Raw genomic sequence first — 16470 nt, 5'->3', positions numbered from 1 at the left:
TCGATGAACGCGACACCTTGACCAACACCTCACGCTGGGAGGCGGAGACCTTCAAGGGGGCTGCCGGAGAACGCATGCTCCATCCTACAACACAAACAGATACCTATTTGCGAGCCACACCACTAGACAGACGTCGGCGCCGGCGCCGATCTCGTACAGTGCGGTCATGCCCGAGTCGTGGGCGTCGAGCGAGGCGACGCGGAAATCGATGCGGGCGAACCGCAGTCGCGACACCTCGCCGGAGCTGGCGGTACGGCGGCTCGTCCACGCGAAGGGTCTGCGCTATCGCGTCGCCGCCCGCCCCGAGAAGGACCTGCGACGCACCGTCGACCTGATGTTCGGGCCGACGAAAGTCGTGGTGCTGATCGACGGCTGCTACTGGCACGGCTGCCCCGACCACTATCGCGTGCCCGCCACGAACCGCGACTACTGGAGCGCCAAGATCGACCGGAACCGCGAACGCGACCGCGAGACCACGGCGATCCTCACCGAACGCGGCTGGACCGTGCTCCGCTTCTGGGAGCACGAGCCCGCCGAGACCGTCGCGGCCCGCATCGAGCGCGAGGTCCGCGCGCGGCGAACCCGACAGTAGCTTTCCGACGACCGCCGCCGACATGGTGAGATGGACCCATGTCGCGCCTCGTCGTCGTGCCCCTCGCACTGCTCTCAACCCTCGCGCTCGGCGCCTGCGGCGGCGGGTCGGGAGCGTCCGGCGACCCGACGCCCACCGCGACGGCCACGAGTTCGGCGGCCCCCGAGGCGCTGTCGAACCTGAGTTGCGCGGCGGGCTCCGACGGCCTGTGGAACGCGACCGGCGTGATCGAGAACAGCGGCGACGAACCGGCATCCTTCACCGTCGACGTCTACATCGGACCGGTCGACGGCGCCGAGCGGCTCGCTCAGCGCACCCGTGTGGAGAACATCCAGCCGGGCGGCGCGGCCCCGCTGGAGGTCACCGGTCTGAGCGCCCAGGGCGACCCGGCCAGCTGCCACGTGCGTGTCCTGCGCGAGAGTCCCGCCGAACCGTCCGCCACGCCGACGCCGTAAAAGCGACTCGCCCCCGCCAGCGGTGCTGACGGGGGCGAGTCGCTGTGCGCTCAGGCGCGCGAGATGGCGACCATCTCGTCGCGCTCGACGACCTTCTTGCGCTCACGCTGGTGGGCGTCGTTCTCACCGAGGGCGACCTCGTGGGCGTCGAGCTTCTCCCAGCCCTCCCAGGTCGTGTACTCGACGCCACGGCCGTCGAGATAGCGGTCGAGCGCCTCCGGCTCGGCCTGCTCGGCGGCCGACAGCGCCGGCGCGTCCTCCAGGAGCATGCGGATCGTCTCGGCGGCGTCGGACTTGGTGTGGCCGATGAGGCCGACCGGGCCGCGCTTGATCCAACCGGTCGCGTAGACGCCGGGGATGTTCTCGCCGGCCGGATCGAGCACGTGGCCGCCGTCGTTCGGCAGCACGCCCTTGGCCTCGTCGAAGGGGAGGTCGGGGATCGGGTCGGAGTAGTAGCCGATCGCCCGGTAGACGGCCTGGACCGGCCAGTCCTTGAACTCGCCGGTGCCCCGGACGTTGCCGGTGCCGTCGAGCTCGGTGACCTCGGTGCGCAGGCCCACGACCTTGCCGTCCTCGCCGAGGATCTCGACGGGGTTCTGGCAGAAGTGGATGTGGATGCGGTGCGGGGCGCCCGAGGGCTCCTTGGCGAGGTAGTTCTGCAGCACGTCGACGACGAGCTTCTGGCTCTTGGCGGCGCGGATGGCCTCCATCGAGCCCTCGTCGAACTCGAAGCCCTCCGGGTGGACGACGACGTCGATCGTGGGGGAGTGGCTCAGCTCGCGCAGCTCCATCGGCGTGAACTTGACCTGCGCCGGGCCGCGCCGGGCGAAGACGTGGACGTCCTTGGCGGCGTTCTTCTTCAGGCCCTCGTAGACGTTGTCGGGGATCTCGGTGACCAGCAACTCGTCGGCGGTCTTGGCGAGGATGCGGGCGATGTCGAGGCCGACGTTGCCGACGCCGAGCACGGCGATGGACTCGGCGTGCGGCTGGAAGTCCCACTCGCGGCTGACGTCGGGGTGGCCGTCGTACCAGTAGACGAAGTCGGCCGCGCCGTAGGAGCCGTCGAGGTCGAGGCCGGGGATGTCGAGGCCGCGGTCGCGGCGGGCGCCGGTGGCGAAGACGACGGCGTCGTAGAAGGGCCGCAACTCGTCGAGCTTGACGTCGACGCCGAAGTTGACGTTGCCGAAGAAGCGGATGGACTCATTGCTCATCACGCGCTTGAGCGCCTTGATGATCTCCTTGATCCGCGGGTGGTCCGGCGCGACGCCGTAGCGGATCAGGCCGAAGGGCGTCGGGTCACGATCGAGGATGTCGACGACGACGCCGTCGAAGCCCTCGGGCAGATCCGACTTGGTGAGGATGTCAGCGGCATAGACGCCGGCCGGCCCGGCGCCGACGATTCCGACACGCAGCTTCCTGCTCATACGGCAACTCCTGGAGTGAGGACAACGAAGGCAAGCCTAAAGCTCTGCGCCAACTCCCGTGAAATCCCGTCCGCGATGTGAATATCCACCCAGTGGCGCAGATCACATGACCTCAGCCCTCGTCGCCCAGAACCTCGTCGAGACGGTCGGCCGTAGCGGCCGCGCGCAGCCAGGCGTCGAGCTGGGCGAGGTCGGTGGTCGCGGCGATCCGCTGACGCGCCTCGTCGGAGACGTCGACACCGCGCACGGACAGGATCAGCAGCAAGTCCTCGGCCTTGCCCTTGCGTATGCCTTTCGCGTGAGCGATCTGGTTGTCCTTGCTCAGCCAACGGTGCTCCGTCAGTGCGCTGCTCATGTACCTGCTCCATTCGTCACTGGTCGTCCCGGACATGACCGCCTTGACAAGATCATGGTAGGCCGCCGTCTGGTCGGCGCCCAGCCTCGCGCGCAACGCGCCCATCGCCGCCGCATAGGCCGGGAAGGCCTCATCGATCCGCGACTCCCCCATGTGGGCGACCAGACCGAACACGGTGAGCTCGGGATACTGTTCGGCCTCCTGCGGATCGGTCCTCAGCGGTAAATCGTCCGGGGTGACGATGAACGGCCGTAGCACCAGGCTGATCCCATCGGTCGCGGCCATCTCCCGATACCGCTGTCCAACTCGCGGATCCGGGCAGTAGACCACCAAGGCCGCCGGAGCCCTCGTCTCGTTCTCGATATGCGACAGGTACAGCCGCCATGTCTCGCGTTTGCCCGGATCGAACGACCGCTGCACCTCGAACACCACCGCCAGCTCCGGTTCGCCGCCCGCGGCCGCGCACACGAACGCCGCGTCCGCGTGGAACGTCCGCGGCCGGACCACCCGCGCCGCCTCGGAGAAAGGCGTCGTCGTCAGGCCCTCGGACAGACTCACCCCGAACCGGGACGACAACAGATCCGTCACCAGTTCCGGGGAGAGCCGGATCAACTCGATGACTGCTTCATGTTCTGCAGACGGCATGCGTCCGACTCAAACGCAGAACGCCGAGGCTGTCACCCACGTTATCCACAGGCAAGCAGACCGCTATGAGCGATCAGCGCAACGACTCGTCCTCGCCGCCGTCGACCCAGCCGTCGTATCGGAAAGCCTCCCGCAGCAGGAGTACCAGGGCGATCATGCTCAGGACCGTGATGGTGAAGTTCACCGCCAACGGGAGGAGCGCCGACAGGAACCAGTAGTGCACCATCGTCACCACCATCAGCAGGAGCGTCAGCTGGAACCACCGCTGCCGCAACAACCGCAGCACACGCGACCGGCTCTCCATGGCTTTTCTCCTCATCAGCGGACCCCGGCCCAGCCTACGGCCAGTCGTCAGCGTGGCGATTCGTCCTCCGCCCACTCGTCGTACTTCATGGCCTCCCGCAGCAGAAGGACCAGAGCGATCCCGCTCAGCAGCGTGACGACAACGTTCAGCGCGAACGGAAGACGCGACGCCAACAGCCACGAATACAGCGAATAACAAACAGCGTTCAACGTCATCAGCTGGAAGAAGCGCTGTGCGGACAACCGTCGAAGACGCTACCAACCGGTCATGACGATGAGCGGCGGCGGTACAGCGTGACGTGCGACCCGGCGGCGAGGACGGGGAGGTTGGGGACGGTGCGGAGGGCCTGGTGGGCGGCGTCGAGCTCGGTCTCCAACTCGACGACCCGAGCCGAGAGCGCCGCGACCTGGCGCTCCAAGTCGATCACCCTCTTGACGCCTTCAAGCCCCAGCCCCTCCGACGTCAGGTCGGCGATACGGCGCAACAGGGCGACGTCGGCCAGCGAGTACCGGCGCCCCCCGCCCCCCGTCCGGCCGGGCTCGACGAGCCCGAGCCGGTCGTAGGTGCGCAGGGTCTGCGGGTGCAGCCCCGACAGCTCGGCCGCGACGCTGATGACGAACACCTTGGCGTCGGCGCCGGGCGGGGTGAAGGGGATCGAGCTCATGACGACACCGTGGCCTTGAACAGCGCCTCTCGGGGATCGTCACCGCCACGGGCCGCACGCAGCGCCTCGACAGCTCGCTGCTGCTCCGGCGTCAGCGACTCCGGCACCGACACCTCGACCGTCACCAGCAGGTCGCCGCGACGGCCCGAGCGGGCCACGCCGCCCTTGCCCCGCACCCGCAGGGTGCGGCCGTGCGGGGTGCCCGCCGGGATGCGCATGGTGACCGTGCCGCCCTCCATCGTCGGCAGCGTGATGTCGGCGCCGAGCGCGGCCTCGTCGAAGGCCACCGGGACGGTCAGCGTCAGATGCTCGCCCTTGCGGCCGAACAGCGGATGCGGCGTGACGTGCACCAGCAGCATCAAGTCGCCCGCGGGTCCGCCGCCGACACCGGGCCCGCCCTTGCCCTTGAGCCGGATCTTCTGGCCGTCCTGCACGCCCGCCGGAACCCGCACCTGGATGGTGCGGCTCGACGGCGAGCGGCCCGATCCCGTGCACGTCGAGCAGGGATGCTCCACGACCATGCCGCGACCCCGGCAGCGCTGACACGGCTCGGTCATCGCGAACACGCCGCCGTTGGCGCTGGTCTGCATGCCGCTGCCCTGGCACTTCGGGCAGACCGACGGGGCGGTGCCCGGCTCGGCGCCCGTGCCGTGACAGGTCACGCAGGCCTCGTCGCTGGGCAGCCGCAGACCGACCGTGACGCCCTCGACGGCCTCGGTGAAGCCGATGCTCACCTCGGACTCGAGGTCGTCGCCGCGGCGGGCCTGCGTCTGCCGACGACGGCCGCCACGACCCCCGAAGACGCCGCCGAGGATGTCGCCGAGGTCGAAGTCGAACTGCGGACCGCCGCCCGGGCCGCCCGCTCCACCGGGGAAGCCGTTCTTGAACTGCCCGAACAAGGTGCGCTGCTCGTCGTACTGACGACGCTTGGTCGCGTCCGACAGCACCGCGTACGCCTCGGAGACGTCCTTGAAACGCTCCTCGGCGGCCTTGTTGTTCGGGTTGGCGTCCGGATGGTTCTCGCGCGCGAGCTTGCGATACGCCTTCTTGATCTCGTCGGCCGACGCGTCCTTGGACACGCCCAGCACCTGGTAGAAGTCCTTGCCGGACCAGTCAGTGGCGCTCACCGGGCCACCTCCCCTCAGTGGATCGAATCATCGGGTCACTCCGTCGTCGGCGCCTCGGCCGGCGGCCCGGGCACGGGCTCCTCGGCGGGAGCCGGGACCGGGGTCGACGCGGGGTCGACCACGGCGACGACGGCCGTGCGCAGCACCCGGTCGCCGACGCGGAAGCCGGTGCGCATGACCAGGTCGAGCGAGGTCACCTCGACGTCGGGCGACTCGCCGGCGTGCGTCACGGCCTCGTGCAGCGCGGGGTCGAAGGGCTCGCCCTTGACGCCGAAGGTCTCCAGGCCGTGCTTGGCGACCGCGCTCTGCAGGGCGTCGGCGACGGCCTTGAAACCGCCGGTCAGCTCGCCGTGCTGGTCGGCCCGCGCGACGTCGTCGAGCACCGTCAACAGCGACTCCAGGACCTTCGCCTCGCCCTGCGCCGTGGCGACCTCGCGGTCACGCTCGACGCGGCGCTTGTAGTTCAGGTACTCGGCCTGGAGACGCTGCAGGTCGGCGGTGCGCTCGGCGGCCTCCTTGCGCGCCTCGGCGACCGGGTCGGGCTCCGGGTCGGCCTCGACCACCGGCTCCTCGACGGGCGGCGGAGGCGGGACCGGAGTGGTCGGCTCGCCCCCCGGGGGGGCGGGGGCGGCCGCCTGCTCGGCGGCCCCCCCCGGCTCCGGAGCGCCCTCGGGCGCCGTCGGGTCGACGTCAGGCACGGGTCTCACCCTCGTCGTCGACGATCTCGGCGTCGACCACGTCGTCACCGGCGTCGGTGACGTCGTCGGCTCCGCCGGTCGGGGCGCCGGCCGCGGCCTCGGCGGCAGCCGCCTCGTACATCGCCGCGCCGAGCTTCTGGCTCGACTCGGCCAACTTGCCGGTGGCGGCCTGGATCGCGTCGGTGTCCTCGCCCTTGAGCGTCTCGTTCAGCGCGTCGAGGTCGACCTGGACCTCGTTCTTGAGCTCCTCGCTGACCTTGTCGCCGTTCTCGGCCAGGAACTTCTCGGTCGTGTGCGCGAGCGAGTCGGCCTGGTTGCGGATGTCGACGGCCTCGCGGCGCTTGCGGTCCTCCTCGGCGTACTGCTCGGCGTCCTTGACCATGCGGTCGATGTCGTCCTTGGACAGCGCCGAGCCGCCCGTGATCGTCATCGACTGCTCCTTGCCGGTGCCCCGGTCCTTGGCCGAGACGTTGACGATGCCGTTGGCGTCGATGTCGAAGGTGACCTCGATCTGCGGCACGCCGCGCGGCGCCGGGGGCAGGCCGGTCAGCTCGAAGGTGGCCAGCAACTGGTTGCCCGCGGCCATCTCGCGCTCGCCCTGGTAGACCTGGATCGCGACCGACGGCTGGTTGTCGTCGGCCGTCGTGAAGACCTCGCTGCGCTTGGTCGGGATGGTCGTGTTGCGCTCGATGAGCTTGGTCATCACGCCGCCCTTGGTCTCGATGCCGAGGCTCAGCGGAGTGACGTCGAGCAGCAGCACGTCCTTGACCTCGCCGGCCAGCACGCCCGCCTGGAGGCTGGCGCCGACAGCGACGACCTCGTCGGGGTTGACGCCCTTGTTGGGCTCCTTGCCGCCGGTGAGCCGCTTGACGACCTCGGTGACGGCCGGCATGCGAGTCGAGCCGCCGACGAGCACGACGTGGTCGATGTCGTTCACGCTGACGCCCGCGTCGCGGATGACGTTGTTGAACGGGGCCTTGGTGCGCTCGAGCAGGTCGGCGGTGATCTTCTCGAACTCGGCGCGGGTGAGCGTCTCGTCGAGGAAGACCGGGGTGCCGTCCTGGACCGTGATGTAGGGCAGGTTGATCGAGGTGGTGGTGGAGCTCGACAGTTCGATCTTGGCCAGCTCGGCCGCCTCGCGGATGCGCGGCATGGCCATCTTGTCCTTGGTCAGGTCGATACCGGTCTTGGCCTTGAAGCTGCTGACGATCCAGTTGACGACCGCCTCGTCCCAGTCGTCGCCGCCGAGGTGGTTGTCGCCGCTGGTGGCCTTGACCTCGATGACGCCGTCGCCGATCTCCAGCAGCGAGACGTCGAAGGTGCCGCCGCCGAGGTCGAAGACGAGGATGGTCTGGTCGTCGCCCTTGTCGAGGCCGTAGGCGAGCGCGGCCGCGGTGGGCTCGTTGATGATGCGGCTGACGTTGAGGCCCGCGATCTCGCCGGCCTCCTTGGTGGCCTGGCGCTGGTGGTCGTTGAAGTAGGCCGGGACGGTGATGACCGCGTCGGTGACGGGCTCGCCCAGGTAGGCCTCGGCGTCGCGCTTGAGCTTCTGCAGGATGAACGCGCTGATCTGCTGCGGCGTGAAGTCCTTGCCGTCGATGCCGGTGGTCCAGTCGGTGCCCATGTGGCGCTTGACCGAGCGGATCGTGCGGTCGACGTTGGTGACGGCCTGGTTCTTGGCGACCTTGCCGGTCAGGACCTCGCCGTCCTTGGCGAAGGCGACGACCGACGGGGTGGTGCGGGCGCCCTCGGCGTTCGCGATGACGGTCGGCTCGCCGCCCTCGAGGACGGCGACGACGGAGTTAGTGGTACCGAGATCGATGCCAACGGCACGTGCCATGAGTGAATCCTCCTGCGGATCGGGGGTGGCGTGGGGTTGAAGTTCGACAGTCAGATGACTTGAGTCTGATCGTATCAACTTGACCCTGAGGCCGTTCATTCCCGTCTGGACGAAGAAAATCCGTCGTGACCCTGGCGGCGGCTACCGTGGGTCAGTCGCCTAGGGAGAGGCGGCATCTGTTCCGAGAGGGAGTTCGTCATGGCCGAAAGCCACAGCAAGTCGTCTGCCCAGAAGCCGTCCGGCCGAGGTCATGCCCTCGCGATCCTCGGGCTCGCCCTGATGGTGCTCGCCGCGCTGGTCGTCTTCGTGATCGCGCCGAAGCTGACCCAGCTGCCGGGCGACTTCAGCAGCACCGTCGACTACGAGGGCGAGTCCCGCCAGCTCGACCCCGCGACGCTGACGCTCGGCGACCCGGTCGACGTGACCGCGACGCGCGAGGTCGAGGTGACCGAGACCGACGGGACGACCGCGATCATCGCCAGCACCTCGACGGCCAAGCTGCCCAGCGGCGAGAACACGACCGAGAAGAAGTTCGCGGTCGGCCGCACGGACTACGAGCAGATCGAGGGCGTCGACGGCGTCGACGACCAGAAAGGCGGCATGGTCATCTCGCATGTGCGCCGTCCGAGCACCGACGCCTTCACGGTCTACGACGCGACCACCGACAGCGCCCAGCTCGTCGAGTACGTCAAGACCGAGACCATCGGCGGACGCGAGGCCTACTACTTCGAGGGCCAGACGGTCGCCCCCGTCAAGGCCGAGGGCACCCTGGAGGCCCTGCGCGAGAGCGTCGGAAAGTCCATGAAGACCGACGGCACGGTGCTGCCGGCCGCGACGGTCGCCGGCTTCGTCGCCGACCCGCCCGAGGGCCTCGACTTCGATCCGGCGGAGCTGGCCGAGGCCCTGGCCGAGACCGGCGACGAGGTCCCCGCGAAGTACATCTCGACCAACACCACCAAGGTGTGGATCGACACGGAGATGGGCTCGCCGCTGCAGACCGGCCAGGAGCAGACGATCTCGCTGTACGCCGGGCTCGACGGCGACATCGACTACCCGCTGCTCGACCTCAACAGCCTCGAGCTGATGTCGGACGAGGAGGCCGTCGAGCGGCTCGCCGACACCGCCGGCACGAACGCGGGCCTCATCAAGCTCGCGGAGGTCTACCTGCCGCTCGGCATCGCCGCCATCGGCCTGTTGCTGCTGACCCTCGGTCTGCTGCGCTCGCGTCGCGGCTGATCGCACCGCGCGAAGCGGCCCGGCTATCTCGCGGGAGCGGGGGCGAGCAGGCAAGATGAGTCCATGACCGACGACGAGACCGGCTACTGGTTCGAGGCCTCCATGTGGGGTGCGGACTGGCCGCCGCGCGAGCCGGGCGAACTCGGCTCGGGACCGCGCGCCTTCCGTGAGGCCTGGCGCGGAGGCGACACCCCGGCCGACCGGCTCCGTGCTCTGCGCGCACTGAACCCGAAGAAGATCGTCGCCGACTGGTGGAACTCGCCGTCGAAGCACGATGCCTTCGCCGAGGCCAACGGCCTCACCTTCGAGCGTCACTCCTATGAATCGACTCCCGGCAGCATCCTCCGGTTCGGAGAGCGTCGCGACATCTACACCTGGGAAGGTCCGCCGACCGTCGAGTTCGGCAACCACCACTCGCCGGTGCAGCGGGTGGAATGGCTGTTCGGCTACATCGCCGTCGACCACGCGCTCAGCCTCCCGCGCATGGTCCTCGACGCCCGCGCCAACGACGCCACCCCGCCGCGCGGGCACTGGATCTACGCCGATAAGTCCCACTACTCCAGCCTCGGCGTGAACTTCCGCGGCTCCGACTCCGCCTCACCGAGCGGCCGGTCGAAGGACGGGAGGACGCTCCACACCGCCATCGGGAAGTTGGAACTGCTCGACCTCGGCCCGGAGACCGGTCGTCTCTTCCAGGCCTTCGTCGAGCCTGGCCGCGAGTCGGATGCCCGCGCGTTCCTGTCCGGCGACGCGCTGCGGCTGATGGGGGAGCTGAGCGCGACGTTCGACATCGGCATCACCGAGAACCGGATCTTCCTCTATCTCTCAAGCGTCGAAGTGTCCTGGTTCGAGGCCGACCGGTGGGCGTGGGTATTCTCGGTGGCCTCCCAAGTGCTCGACCGCCTGGGACTGTGGGACCCGGCCGTCCCCGAACGCCCCGCCTTCTACACCGACCGGTGCCTGCCTGCACCGGATTGGATGATACGGCGGGGCAAGCCCTCACCCGGCTTCACCACGATCATGGATGGGATCTTCGGCAATGGCACCGGCCACTACTGAGCCGCCCGAGTTCTGGTTCGACGCCTCCGCCCTGACCCGCCAACGCCGGGGGCGACGGGGTAAGGCGATTGGCTCCTTCGCCAAGGCCAACGACCTCGTCTATGTGTCGTGGATCGACCCCGGCGAACGGGACATGCCGAGCCTGCTCCTGCGCAACACCCGCACAGACGTCATCTCGTACCCGAGTCCGCCCGCCGTCGAGTTCGGCAACCACGGCTGGCGCTACTGGCTCGGCAGCGACGACTTCGTCCCGTCGCGGCAGGGGTACATCGCGGTGCGCCACGACCTGCGGTTGCCGCGCCTGCTCATCAGCTGCTCGACCTTCGGCGCGCTGACGCCGCTGCACGTCGGCTCCGCCGCCATCACGGCGCTCGGCATGCTCACGTTCGCCGAGCAGAGTGCCGGACCGGACCACTCCGCTTTCCACCGGTTCCGGGACCGAGGCTCCCTGGTCGAGTTGCCCCCCGACATCGGTTTTCGCGCCCACTGCGAGAAGGGGCACGAGGAGCAGGCGCGCATCCTCCTCGACGGCGAGGCGGCCCGATTGCTCGCCGACCTGAGTCAGTCGTTCAGCGTCGAGGCGAACGAGAACTGGCTGTTCGCCTACAGCCACTACGGCGACATCACGACCCGCGACGCCGAGGTGTGGGCGTGGGCGTTCGCGGCGATGTCGCGGCTGCGCGACCTCGCCCGCGTCTGGGGCGCCGACCTTCCGCCGATCCCCTTCGCCACCGAGCGGCACATCGCCCGACCGCGCCAGCTCGACGGGGCACTGGGCCGACTCAAGCGGAGGCCGACATGACCCCGCCCCTGCCCGTCGCCGAGGCCGCCCGGCGGCGCGGCTGGTCGTATGTCGCTGTCGACACCTCGCTGGCCGCGCACTTCCGCGACCTCGGCGGCTGCGAGGTACGCGAGGTGGTCCGCGGCGAGCACGAGGGACGGCGCTTCCTCGCCTTCGAGCGTCGGCACTCCAGCTCCCATCTCGACCCCAACTCGATGGTGCAGATGGACTCCACGAGCCTGTCGCAGATCGTCACGCTCGACCTCGGCGTCGCCTTCCCCGACTTCGAGGTGACGCCGCGGAACACGCTCAGCCGACTGCTCGGACACCGGGGGACGGTCACGACGGGCCACGCCGGATTCGACCACGCCAACGCGATCCGGTCGCCCTCCCCGGAGTTCGCCGACGACGTGCTGCCCACGCTCCTTTCGACATTGCTCGCCTGGCCACCGGTCGCCTGGCGCTTCGAGGGGTCGTCGCTGGTGACGGTGGCCGACGGCTCGCTCCACGTTGAGCACATCGACGCGATGCTGTCGTTCGCCACGGCCGTGGCCGCCGCCATCCCGCCCGCCGTCTGGAAGCGCCTCGGCGGCTCCGCGACCGTCGGCTGAGGAAGGCCACAAGCATGAACGCCCGTCCCGACCTGACGAACCTCCCCCGCTTCCTCCATCGCCTCGGCGTCGATCGCCTCGGCCCGCGCGACGCGGAGGCGGCGGGGTTGGCGCAGGCAGCACTGGAGGCCGGCTGGACGGTGGAGGACTTCATCGGCCCGGTGCAGATGGATGTGTGGTCACTATCGCTGCGCCGGGGCGAGCGGCGACTCCGCTTCGGGATCGAACGGGGCTACGCCGACGGGGTCCGCTACGACGACGGGGGCGGCTGGCGCACTCTGAGCGCCGACGAGGTCGCCGCGCTCACGGCGTCGCTGTCGGCTGACAACGAACGGCCTGCCGGAGACGGTCAGCGGCCCCGGCGGAGGCGCTCGTAGCGTTCGCTCCGGTGGTCGGCGGGGCGGATCGGGGTCGGCGGGGTGGCGAGGTCGTCGAGGCGGGCGGCGACGGCGACGCCCTGCGCACGGCACAGGTCGGCGAGACGCGCGAACTCCGCGTCCTCGTCGTCGGCGAAAGAGGCGAAGTGGCCGCAGAGAGCCTCGCTGAGCGTGCGCCCCGCCAGCAGTTCGAACTGGCCTTCGGTGTCGAGGCCGACGATCGGCGACTCCTCGAACTCGGCGTCGTCGGGACCGTGCCAGTAGCCGATGGCCCGGCTGTCGTCGTCCTCGGCGACCCAGGTGATGAGCTCGGCGGTCGCCGCCATCGCCTCGACGTTGGCCATGATGTCGGGATCAGCCCGGTCGGCGTCGGTCAGATACGACTGGTCAATCACCTCCGGCTCCTCGCCGCCGCTGAGGAATCGGAGCCCCTGGTCGCTCCACGGCGTCGGCTCGCCCGCGACGGCGCGCCCGTGCCACAGCAGGTAGTCCGGCGGCAGGCCGACGAGGTGCTGTTGCAGCGTCACGACCACGGCGGCCACGTGGCGGTCGGGGTCGGCGTGCGAGTTGTTGACCAGCATCACCGCCCGGTCCTCCACCGGCCACCAGATGGCCCGCTCCGCGCCGAGGCTGTGGATGACGCGGGTCGGCAGCTGACGGAGGTCGAGCGGCCCCTCCTCGGACAGGTGCGCCGCGTCGGCCTCGAAGCGACGGGCCTCGCCCCACGCCGCGTCGGCGGCGTCGGCCACGGCGTCGCACAGTTCCTCCAGCGCGTCGGCGTCCGAAGTGGCGCCCAACGGCAGCAGGTGCGCCAAGTCGAGCGACACGACCTCCAGCCCGTCGATCTCGGTCTCCACCGCGTCGTCGGGGAAGTCCCGGCCGAGCAGTTCACGGATCACGCCCATGACCACCGAGAGGCCGCTGCCGACGATCACATCCTCATGGTCGTCGTCAGAGCTGGACGGAGCGGCGGAGGTCATGCGCCCAGTCTCCCTCAGGACAGGGCGACGCGGCGGACGGGTTTCGGGACGCGGTCGGCGTGCTCGGCGAGGAAGGCGTCACGCAGCTTGGGGGCGCGGCGGCCGACCTCGCGCAGCGCGACCCCGACATTCGAGCGGACCATCGGCTCGGGGTCGTCAACCAGCAGCGCGGACAGGCGCAGGGCGTCGTCGAACAGGTCACGCCGGATGAACAGGAAGGTCGCGGTGATCGCGGTCCGACGGCGCATCGGCTCGTCCGACGCGGCGAGGTCGTCGAGGATCGCGGCCCGGTCGGGGTGGTCGACCAGATGCCCGCCGACGACCCGCGGCGCCGACCGGTCGACCAAATCCCAGACGTCGATGTGGTCGTGGTGATCGAGGTAGAGCGCGCACCAGGCGGCCCGGTCCTCGGCGGTGGCCTTCGGGGAGCGCGCCTTGAAGTCGAGGATGCTCACCGCGACCATGCGGCACTCGTACTCGGGTCGGCGCAGCAGCGCGGCGACGTCGTCGAGGTCGGCGTCGATGTGCCGTTTGGCGGTGTCGAACACCTCCTTCATGCGCACGCCGATGACCCGCTCGGGATCACCCACGCGCCCGAGCACCTTGGCGTGTTCGGTCGGATTCGCCGCCGCCCGCAACTCGTCGACGATCGTCTCGACCCGGGTGCTCATGCGCTCGGTGTCTCCGGTTCGTGGGCGACGCGCGATCCGAGGAAGGCGGCGAGCAGGCTGGCCGCGGCCACACAGGCCATGAAGGGCGCGAAGATCGCCTCGACGCCCCAGACCGTCGCGGCAGCGCCGGCCAGGATCGTCGGGACGGCCATCGACCCGTACGCCAATACGTAGAAGGCCGACATGACCTCGCCGCGGTGGGCCGCCGGGATGACCTGGCCGAGGTGGCGCAGGGAGCTGCCGAAGGCGAACCCGAAGAAGAAGCCGAGGATCAGCGAGGCGGCCGAGACCCAGATCGCGTCGCCGACGTGGATCGCTAGGACGCACAGCCCCAGGCTGACCGCCGTGCCGAGGTCGCCGGCGATCGCGGCCGGGCGCGCGGGCCAGCGGGCCGCGACCTGCTGGCTCACGGCGGCTGCCGCCGCGCTGCCGCCCACGATGAAGCCGCCGAAGACGAGGTTGTCGGCGCCGACCGCGACCGACGCGAGGGTCGGATACAGCGACAGCAGCACGCCGAGCACCGACCACGAGGCCATGACCCCGATCGCCGCGAACCGGAAGTCGGCGGCGATGTCGGCGGGCACCTGCGGCCGGGCGACGTGCAGGGTCACCGCCCGGTCCTCGGTGTGGGTCTCGCGCATCGCGAGGACCGCGGCGAGCGCGATCGCCGACAGCACCGCCAGGACGGCATAGGGCACGACGAGCGGCGCGGGACCGTACTCGGCGTGCACGGAGGTCAGGACGATCACGACGGAGATGCCGATGTTGAAGGCGATCCCGGTGCGCCGCCCCGTGGCCGCGCCCTCGTCGGGACGCAGGTCGAGCAGGGCGGCGCTCGACACCACCACGACCGTGCCGACCGAGAGTCCGTGGATCACCCGGGCGACGATGAGCATCCAGGCCGCCGACGCGACCATGAAGACGACGAGCCCCAGCACCAGCCCGGAGGTGGCCGCGATCAGCAGCGGCCGGCGTCCGTAGCGATCCGAGATCGAGCCGGAGGCGAGCACCGCGATGAGCGCGGCCGCGGCGTAGGCGGCGAACACGACCGTCGTGGTGATGGGCCGGTAGCCCCACTCCTCGGCGTACATCCCGTAGAGCGGGGAGGGGGCGCCGGAGATGCCCAGACCCAACATGATGATGCCCATGAGCGCCGGATAGGCCCACCGCTGAGGTCCGACAGTCACGAGATCAGCGTAGAGGTCAGGGGCGCCACTGCGGATCGCGGCCGAGGAAGCCCATCAGTCGGTCCACGACCGGGGCGTCCTCGGGAACCGGGACAGCCGGGCCGTACTGACCGGACGCGCGCAGCATGTCCTCCATCGGCGTCATACCGGCCAGCAGGTCGGCGCAGGCGTCCTCGTCGAGGCGGTCGTCCTGGCCGGTGGCGCGGGCCAGGTCCCAGGTGTGCATGAAGACGTCGGTCGCGTAGAAGCGGTCGATCGCCTGGGCCAACGGGAGTGTGCCGATGTGCGGATGGGTGAAGTCCTCGTCGGCGCCGGGGCCGTCGAGGAGCGCCTGCACCTGCTCGCGGTGGCGCTGCCAGGCCGCGACCGGATCGTCGGCCGGGGTCGGGCCGGCGGCGAGGTCGATGCCGCCGGCAGACAGGAAGCCCGGCAGCCATTCGACCAGGTGACCCACGACGTCGCGGGCGGTCCATCCCTCGACGGGGGCCGGGCCGTCCCAGTCGGCGGCACCGTTCACGCGATCGGTGAAGGCGTCGGCGACGGCCCGGTGACGCTCGGCGGGAGTGGTGGGAAGAGTCATCACAGGGCTCCGTCCGTGAGCAGTCCGTCGATCTTCGCGTAGCCGTCGTTGACGCCGGTCTCCATGCCGCTGCGCAGCCAGGCGTCGCGGCTCTCGATGCTCTCGACGAGCGACTGGGCGCGCAGGCGCGTGCGGCCGTCGCCGAGGTCTTCGAAGGTCAGCGTCTCCAACGAGACGCCGTCCGGTTGGCCCTCCCACGTGAAGGTCTGCACGATGCGGTTCTCGGTGATGTCGTGGAAGGAGCCGTAGAAGGCATACTCCTCGTCGCCACGGCTCTGCACGAATCGAAAGTGACCCCCGCGGCTGGCGTCCCAGCGGTCGATCCGCGTCGTGAGGTCCTTCGGGCCGACCCACCGGGCGAACACCTCCGGGTCGGTGTGGGCCCGCAGGAGTTGGGCGGGGGTCGCGTCGAACTCGCGGGTGATCGTGATGATCGGCAGGGTGGGGTGGGCCTCGATCACGGCCTCGGGGCGGGTCGTCGTCATGATGCTGCTCCTTCGTGGGATGTGGTCTCGTCGTTCATCTCGGCCAGGACGGCGTCCAGGCGTCGGTAGCGTTCCTCGGCGCGCTGCCGGTATCGCTCGATCCAGGCGGTCATCAGGTCGAACACCTCCGCTTCGAGATGGACCGGGCGGGTCTGCGCCTCTCGCCCGCGGGTGACGAGCCCGGCGCCTTCGAGCACCTTGAGGTGCTTGGAGATCGCCTGGAGGCTCACGTCATAGGGCTCGGCGAGTTCGCCGACCGTCGCGTCGCCGTCGGTCAGCCGCGCGACGATGTCGCGTCGCGTGGGGTCGGCGAGTGCCGAGAACGCCAGGGACAGCCGGTCCGTCATGGTCCATCCTTTGTCAACCGTTTGGTTGAAGAAGAGTAGGCGGCCGCACGTC

Annotated in this window: 21 protein-coding genes; 7 read left to right on the top strand and 14 right to left on the bottom strand. The window is 69.9% G+C overall.

The features are described from left to right. Nucleotides 1–166: 166 nt before the first annotated feature. Complete coding sequence (locus QM621_RS09725; RefSeq protein WP_414990179.1) at nt 167–592, top strand: very short patch repair endonuclease; 426 nt, start codon at nt 167–169, stop codon at nt 590–592. 38 nt (nt 593–630) lie between these two features. Further along, nucleotides 631–1047, top strand: coding sequence for a hypothetical protein (locus tag QM621_RS09720; RefSeq protein WP_414990178.1), 417 nt, complete (start codon nt 631–633; stop codon nt 1045–1047). Between the two features lie 50 nt (nt 1048–1097). Here the strand turns inward: QM621_RS09720 and QM621_RS09715 are convergent, their stop codons facing one another. From QM621_RS09715 to dnaK, 8 genes are all read right to left on the bottom strand, one after another. Beyond that, the gene (locus QM621_RS09715; RefSeq protein ID WP_414990177.1) at nt 1098–2471 is read right to left on the bottom strand and encodes an FAD-dependent oxidoreductase; all 1374 of its coding nucleotides are present in this window, start codon (nt 2469–2471) and stop codon (nt 1098–1100) included. Nucleotides 2472–2583: 112 nt separating this feature from the next. Beyond that, on the bottom strand, nt 2584–3471 hold the full coding sequence (locus QM621_RS09710) for a hypothetical protein (protein WP_414990176.1): 888 nt from the start codon (nt 3469–3471) through the stop codon (nt 2584–2586). 73 nt (nt 3472–3544) lie between these two features. Next, entirely contained in the window at nt 3545–3775 is a 231-nt protein-coding gene (locus QM621_RS09705) for a hypothetical protein (RefSeq protein ID WP_414990175.1), read from the bottom strand. Nucleotides 3776–3822: 47 nt separating this feature from the next. Beyond that, on the bottom strand, nt 3823–4017 hold the full coding sequence (locus QM621_RS09700; protein ID WP_414990174.1) for a hypothetical protein: 195 nt from the start codon (nt 4015–4017) through the stop codon (nt 3823–3825). Nucleotides 4018–4040: 23 nt separating this feature from the next. Further along, nucleotides 4041–4439 (bottom strand): heat shock protein transcriptional repressor HspR, encoded by a 399-nt coding sequence (locus QM621_RS09695; protein WP_414990173.1) that lies wholly within the window; start codon nt 4437–4439, stop codon nt 4041–4043. After that, on the bottom strand, nt 4436–5566 hold the full coding sequence (dnaJ, locus tag QM621_RS09690; protein ID WP_414990172.1) for a molecular chaperone DnaJ: 1131 nt from the start codon (nt 5564–5566) through the stop codon (nt 4436–4438). Before dnaJ ends, QM621_RS09695 begins: the two co-directional genes overlap by 4 nt. Nucleotides 5567–5601: 35 nt before the next feature. After that, on the bottom strand, nt 5602–6264 hold the full coding sequence (gene grpE, locus QM621_RS09685) for a nucleotide exchange factor GrpE (protein WP_414990171.1): 663 nt from the start codon (nt 6262–6264) through the stop codon (nt 5602–5604). Then, nucleotides 6257–8104, bottom strand: a complete 1848-nt coding sequence (gene dnaK / locus QM621_RS09680; RefSeq protein ID WP_414990170.1) for a molecular chaperone DnaK — start codon at nt 8102–8104, stop codon at nt 6257–6259. The genes grpE and dnaK overlap by 8 nt, the downstream gene beginning before the upstream one ends. Before the next feature lie 198 nt (nt 8105–8302). Between dnaK and QM621_RS09675 the strand changes: the two genes are divergently transcribed. The 5 genes from QM621_RS09675 (at nt 8303) to QM621_RS09655 (ending at nt 12168) form a co-directional block, all read left to right on the top strand. Further along, complete coding sequence (locus QM621_RS09675; RefSeq protein ID WP_414990169.1) at nt 8303–9340, top strand: porin PorA family protein; 1038 nt, start codon at nt 8303–8305, stop codon at nt 9338–9340. Nucleotides 9341–9403: 63 nt separating this feature from the next. After that, nucleotides 9404–10399 carry a hypothetical protein gene (locus tag QM621_RS09670; RefSeq protein ID WP_414990168.1) on the top strand — a complete coding sequence of 332 codons (996 nt, stop codon included), beginning with the start codon at nt 9404–9406 and terminating at the stop codon, nt 10397–10399. Next, the gene (locus QM621_RS09665; RefSeq protein WP_414990167.1) at nt 10380–11201 is read left to right on the top strand and encodes a hypothetical protein; all 822 of its coding nucleotides are present in this window, start codon (nt 10380–10382) and stop codon (nt 11199–11201) included. The genes QM621_RS09670 and QM621_RS09665 overlap by 20 nt, the downstream gene beginning before the upstream one ends. Further along, nucleotides 11198–11791, top strand: a complete 594-nt coding sequence (locus tag QM621_RS09660) for a hypothetical protein (protein WP_414990166.1) — start codon at nt 11198–11200, stop codon at nt 11789–11791. Before QM621_RS09665 ends, QM621_RS09660 begins: the two co-directional genes overlap by 4 nt. A 14-nt stretch (nt 11792–11805) precedes the next feature. Beyond that, complete coding sequence (locus QM621_RS09655) at nt 11806–12168, top strand: hypothetical protein (RefSeq protein ID WP_414990165.1); 363 nt, start codon at nt 11806–11808, stop codon at nt 12166–12168. On the opposite strand, the gene QM621_RS09650 is transcribed toward QM621_RS09655, so the two are convergent. From QM621_RS09650 to QM621_RS09625, 6 genes are read right to left on the bottom strand one after another with little or no spacing between them, the layout of a single operon-like run. Beyond that, nucleotides 12141–13148: a hypothetical protein gene (locus QM621_RS09650; RefSeq protein WP_414990164.1), complete on the bottom strand. Its 1008-nt coding sequence runs from the start codon at nt 13146–13148 to the stop codon at nt 12141–12143. The two genes, QM621_RS09655 and QM621_RS09650, sit on opposite strands and share 28 nt — an antisense overlap. Before the next feature lie 14 nt (nt 13149–13162). Beyond that, nucleotides 13163–13819, bottom strand: a complete 657-nt coding sequence (locus tag QM621_RS09645; RefSeq protein ID WP_414990163.1) for a DNA alkylation repair protein — start codon at nt 13817–13819, stop codon at nt 13163–13165. Then, nucleotides 13816–15006, bottom strand: a complete 1191-nt coding sequence (locus QM621_RS09640) for an MFS transporter (RefSeq protein ID WP_414990162.1) — start codon at nt 15004–15006, stop codon at nt 13816–13818. The genes QM621_RS09645 and QM621_RS09640 overlap by 4 nt, the downstream gene beginning before the upstream one ends. A gap of 16 nt (nt 15007–15022) precedes the next feature. Further along, nucleotides 15023–15586 (bottom strand): TIGR03086 family metal-binding protein, encoded by a 564-nt coding sequence (locus QM621_RS09635; protein ID WP_414990161.1) that lies wholly within the window; start codon nt 15584–15586, stop codon nt 15023–15025. After that, nucleotides 15586–16071, bottom strand: a complete 486-nt coding sequence (locus tag QM621_RS09630) for an SRPBCC family protein (protein ID WP_414990160.1) — start codon at nt 16069–16071, stop codon at nt 15586–15588. Before QM621_RS09630 ends, QM621_RS09635 begins: the two co-directional genes overlap by 1 nt. Next, nucleotides 16068–16418 carry an ArsR/SmtB family transcription factor gene (locus QM621_RS09625; protein ID WP_414990159.1) on the bottom strand — a complete coding sequence of 117 codons (351 nt, stop codon included), beginning with the start codon at nt 16416–16418 and terminating at the stop codon, nt 16068–16070. Before QM621_RS09625 ends, QM621_RS09630 begins: the two co-directional genes overlap by 4 nt. Nucleotides 16419–16470: the final 52 nt, after the last annotated feature.

It is taken from the genome of Aeromicrobium sp., from assembly GCF_047606445.1.
Lineage (GTDB): Bacteria > Actinomycetota > Actinomycetes > Propionibacteriales > Nocardioidaceae > Aeromicrobium.
The sequence above is the reverse complement of the archived record's forward strand: the minus strand, read 5'-3'. Positions and strand labels throughout refer to the sequence as shown.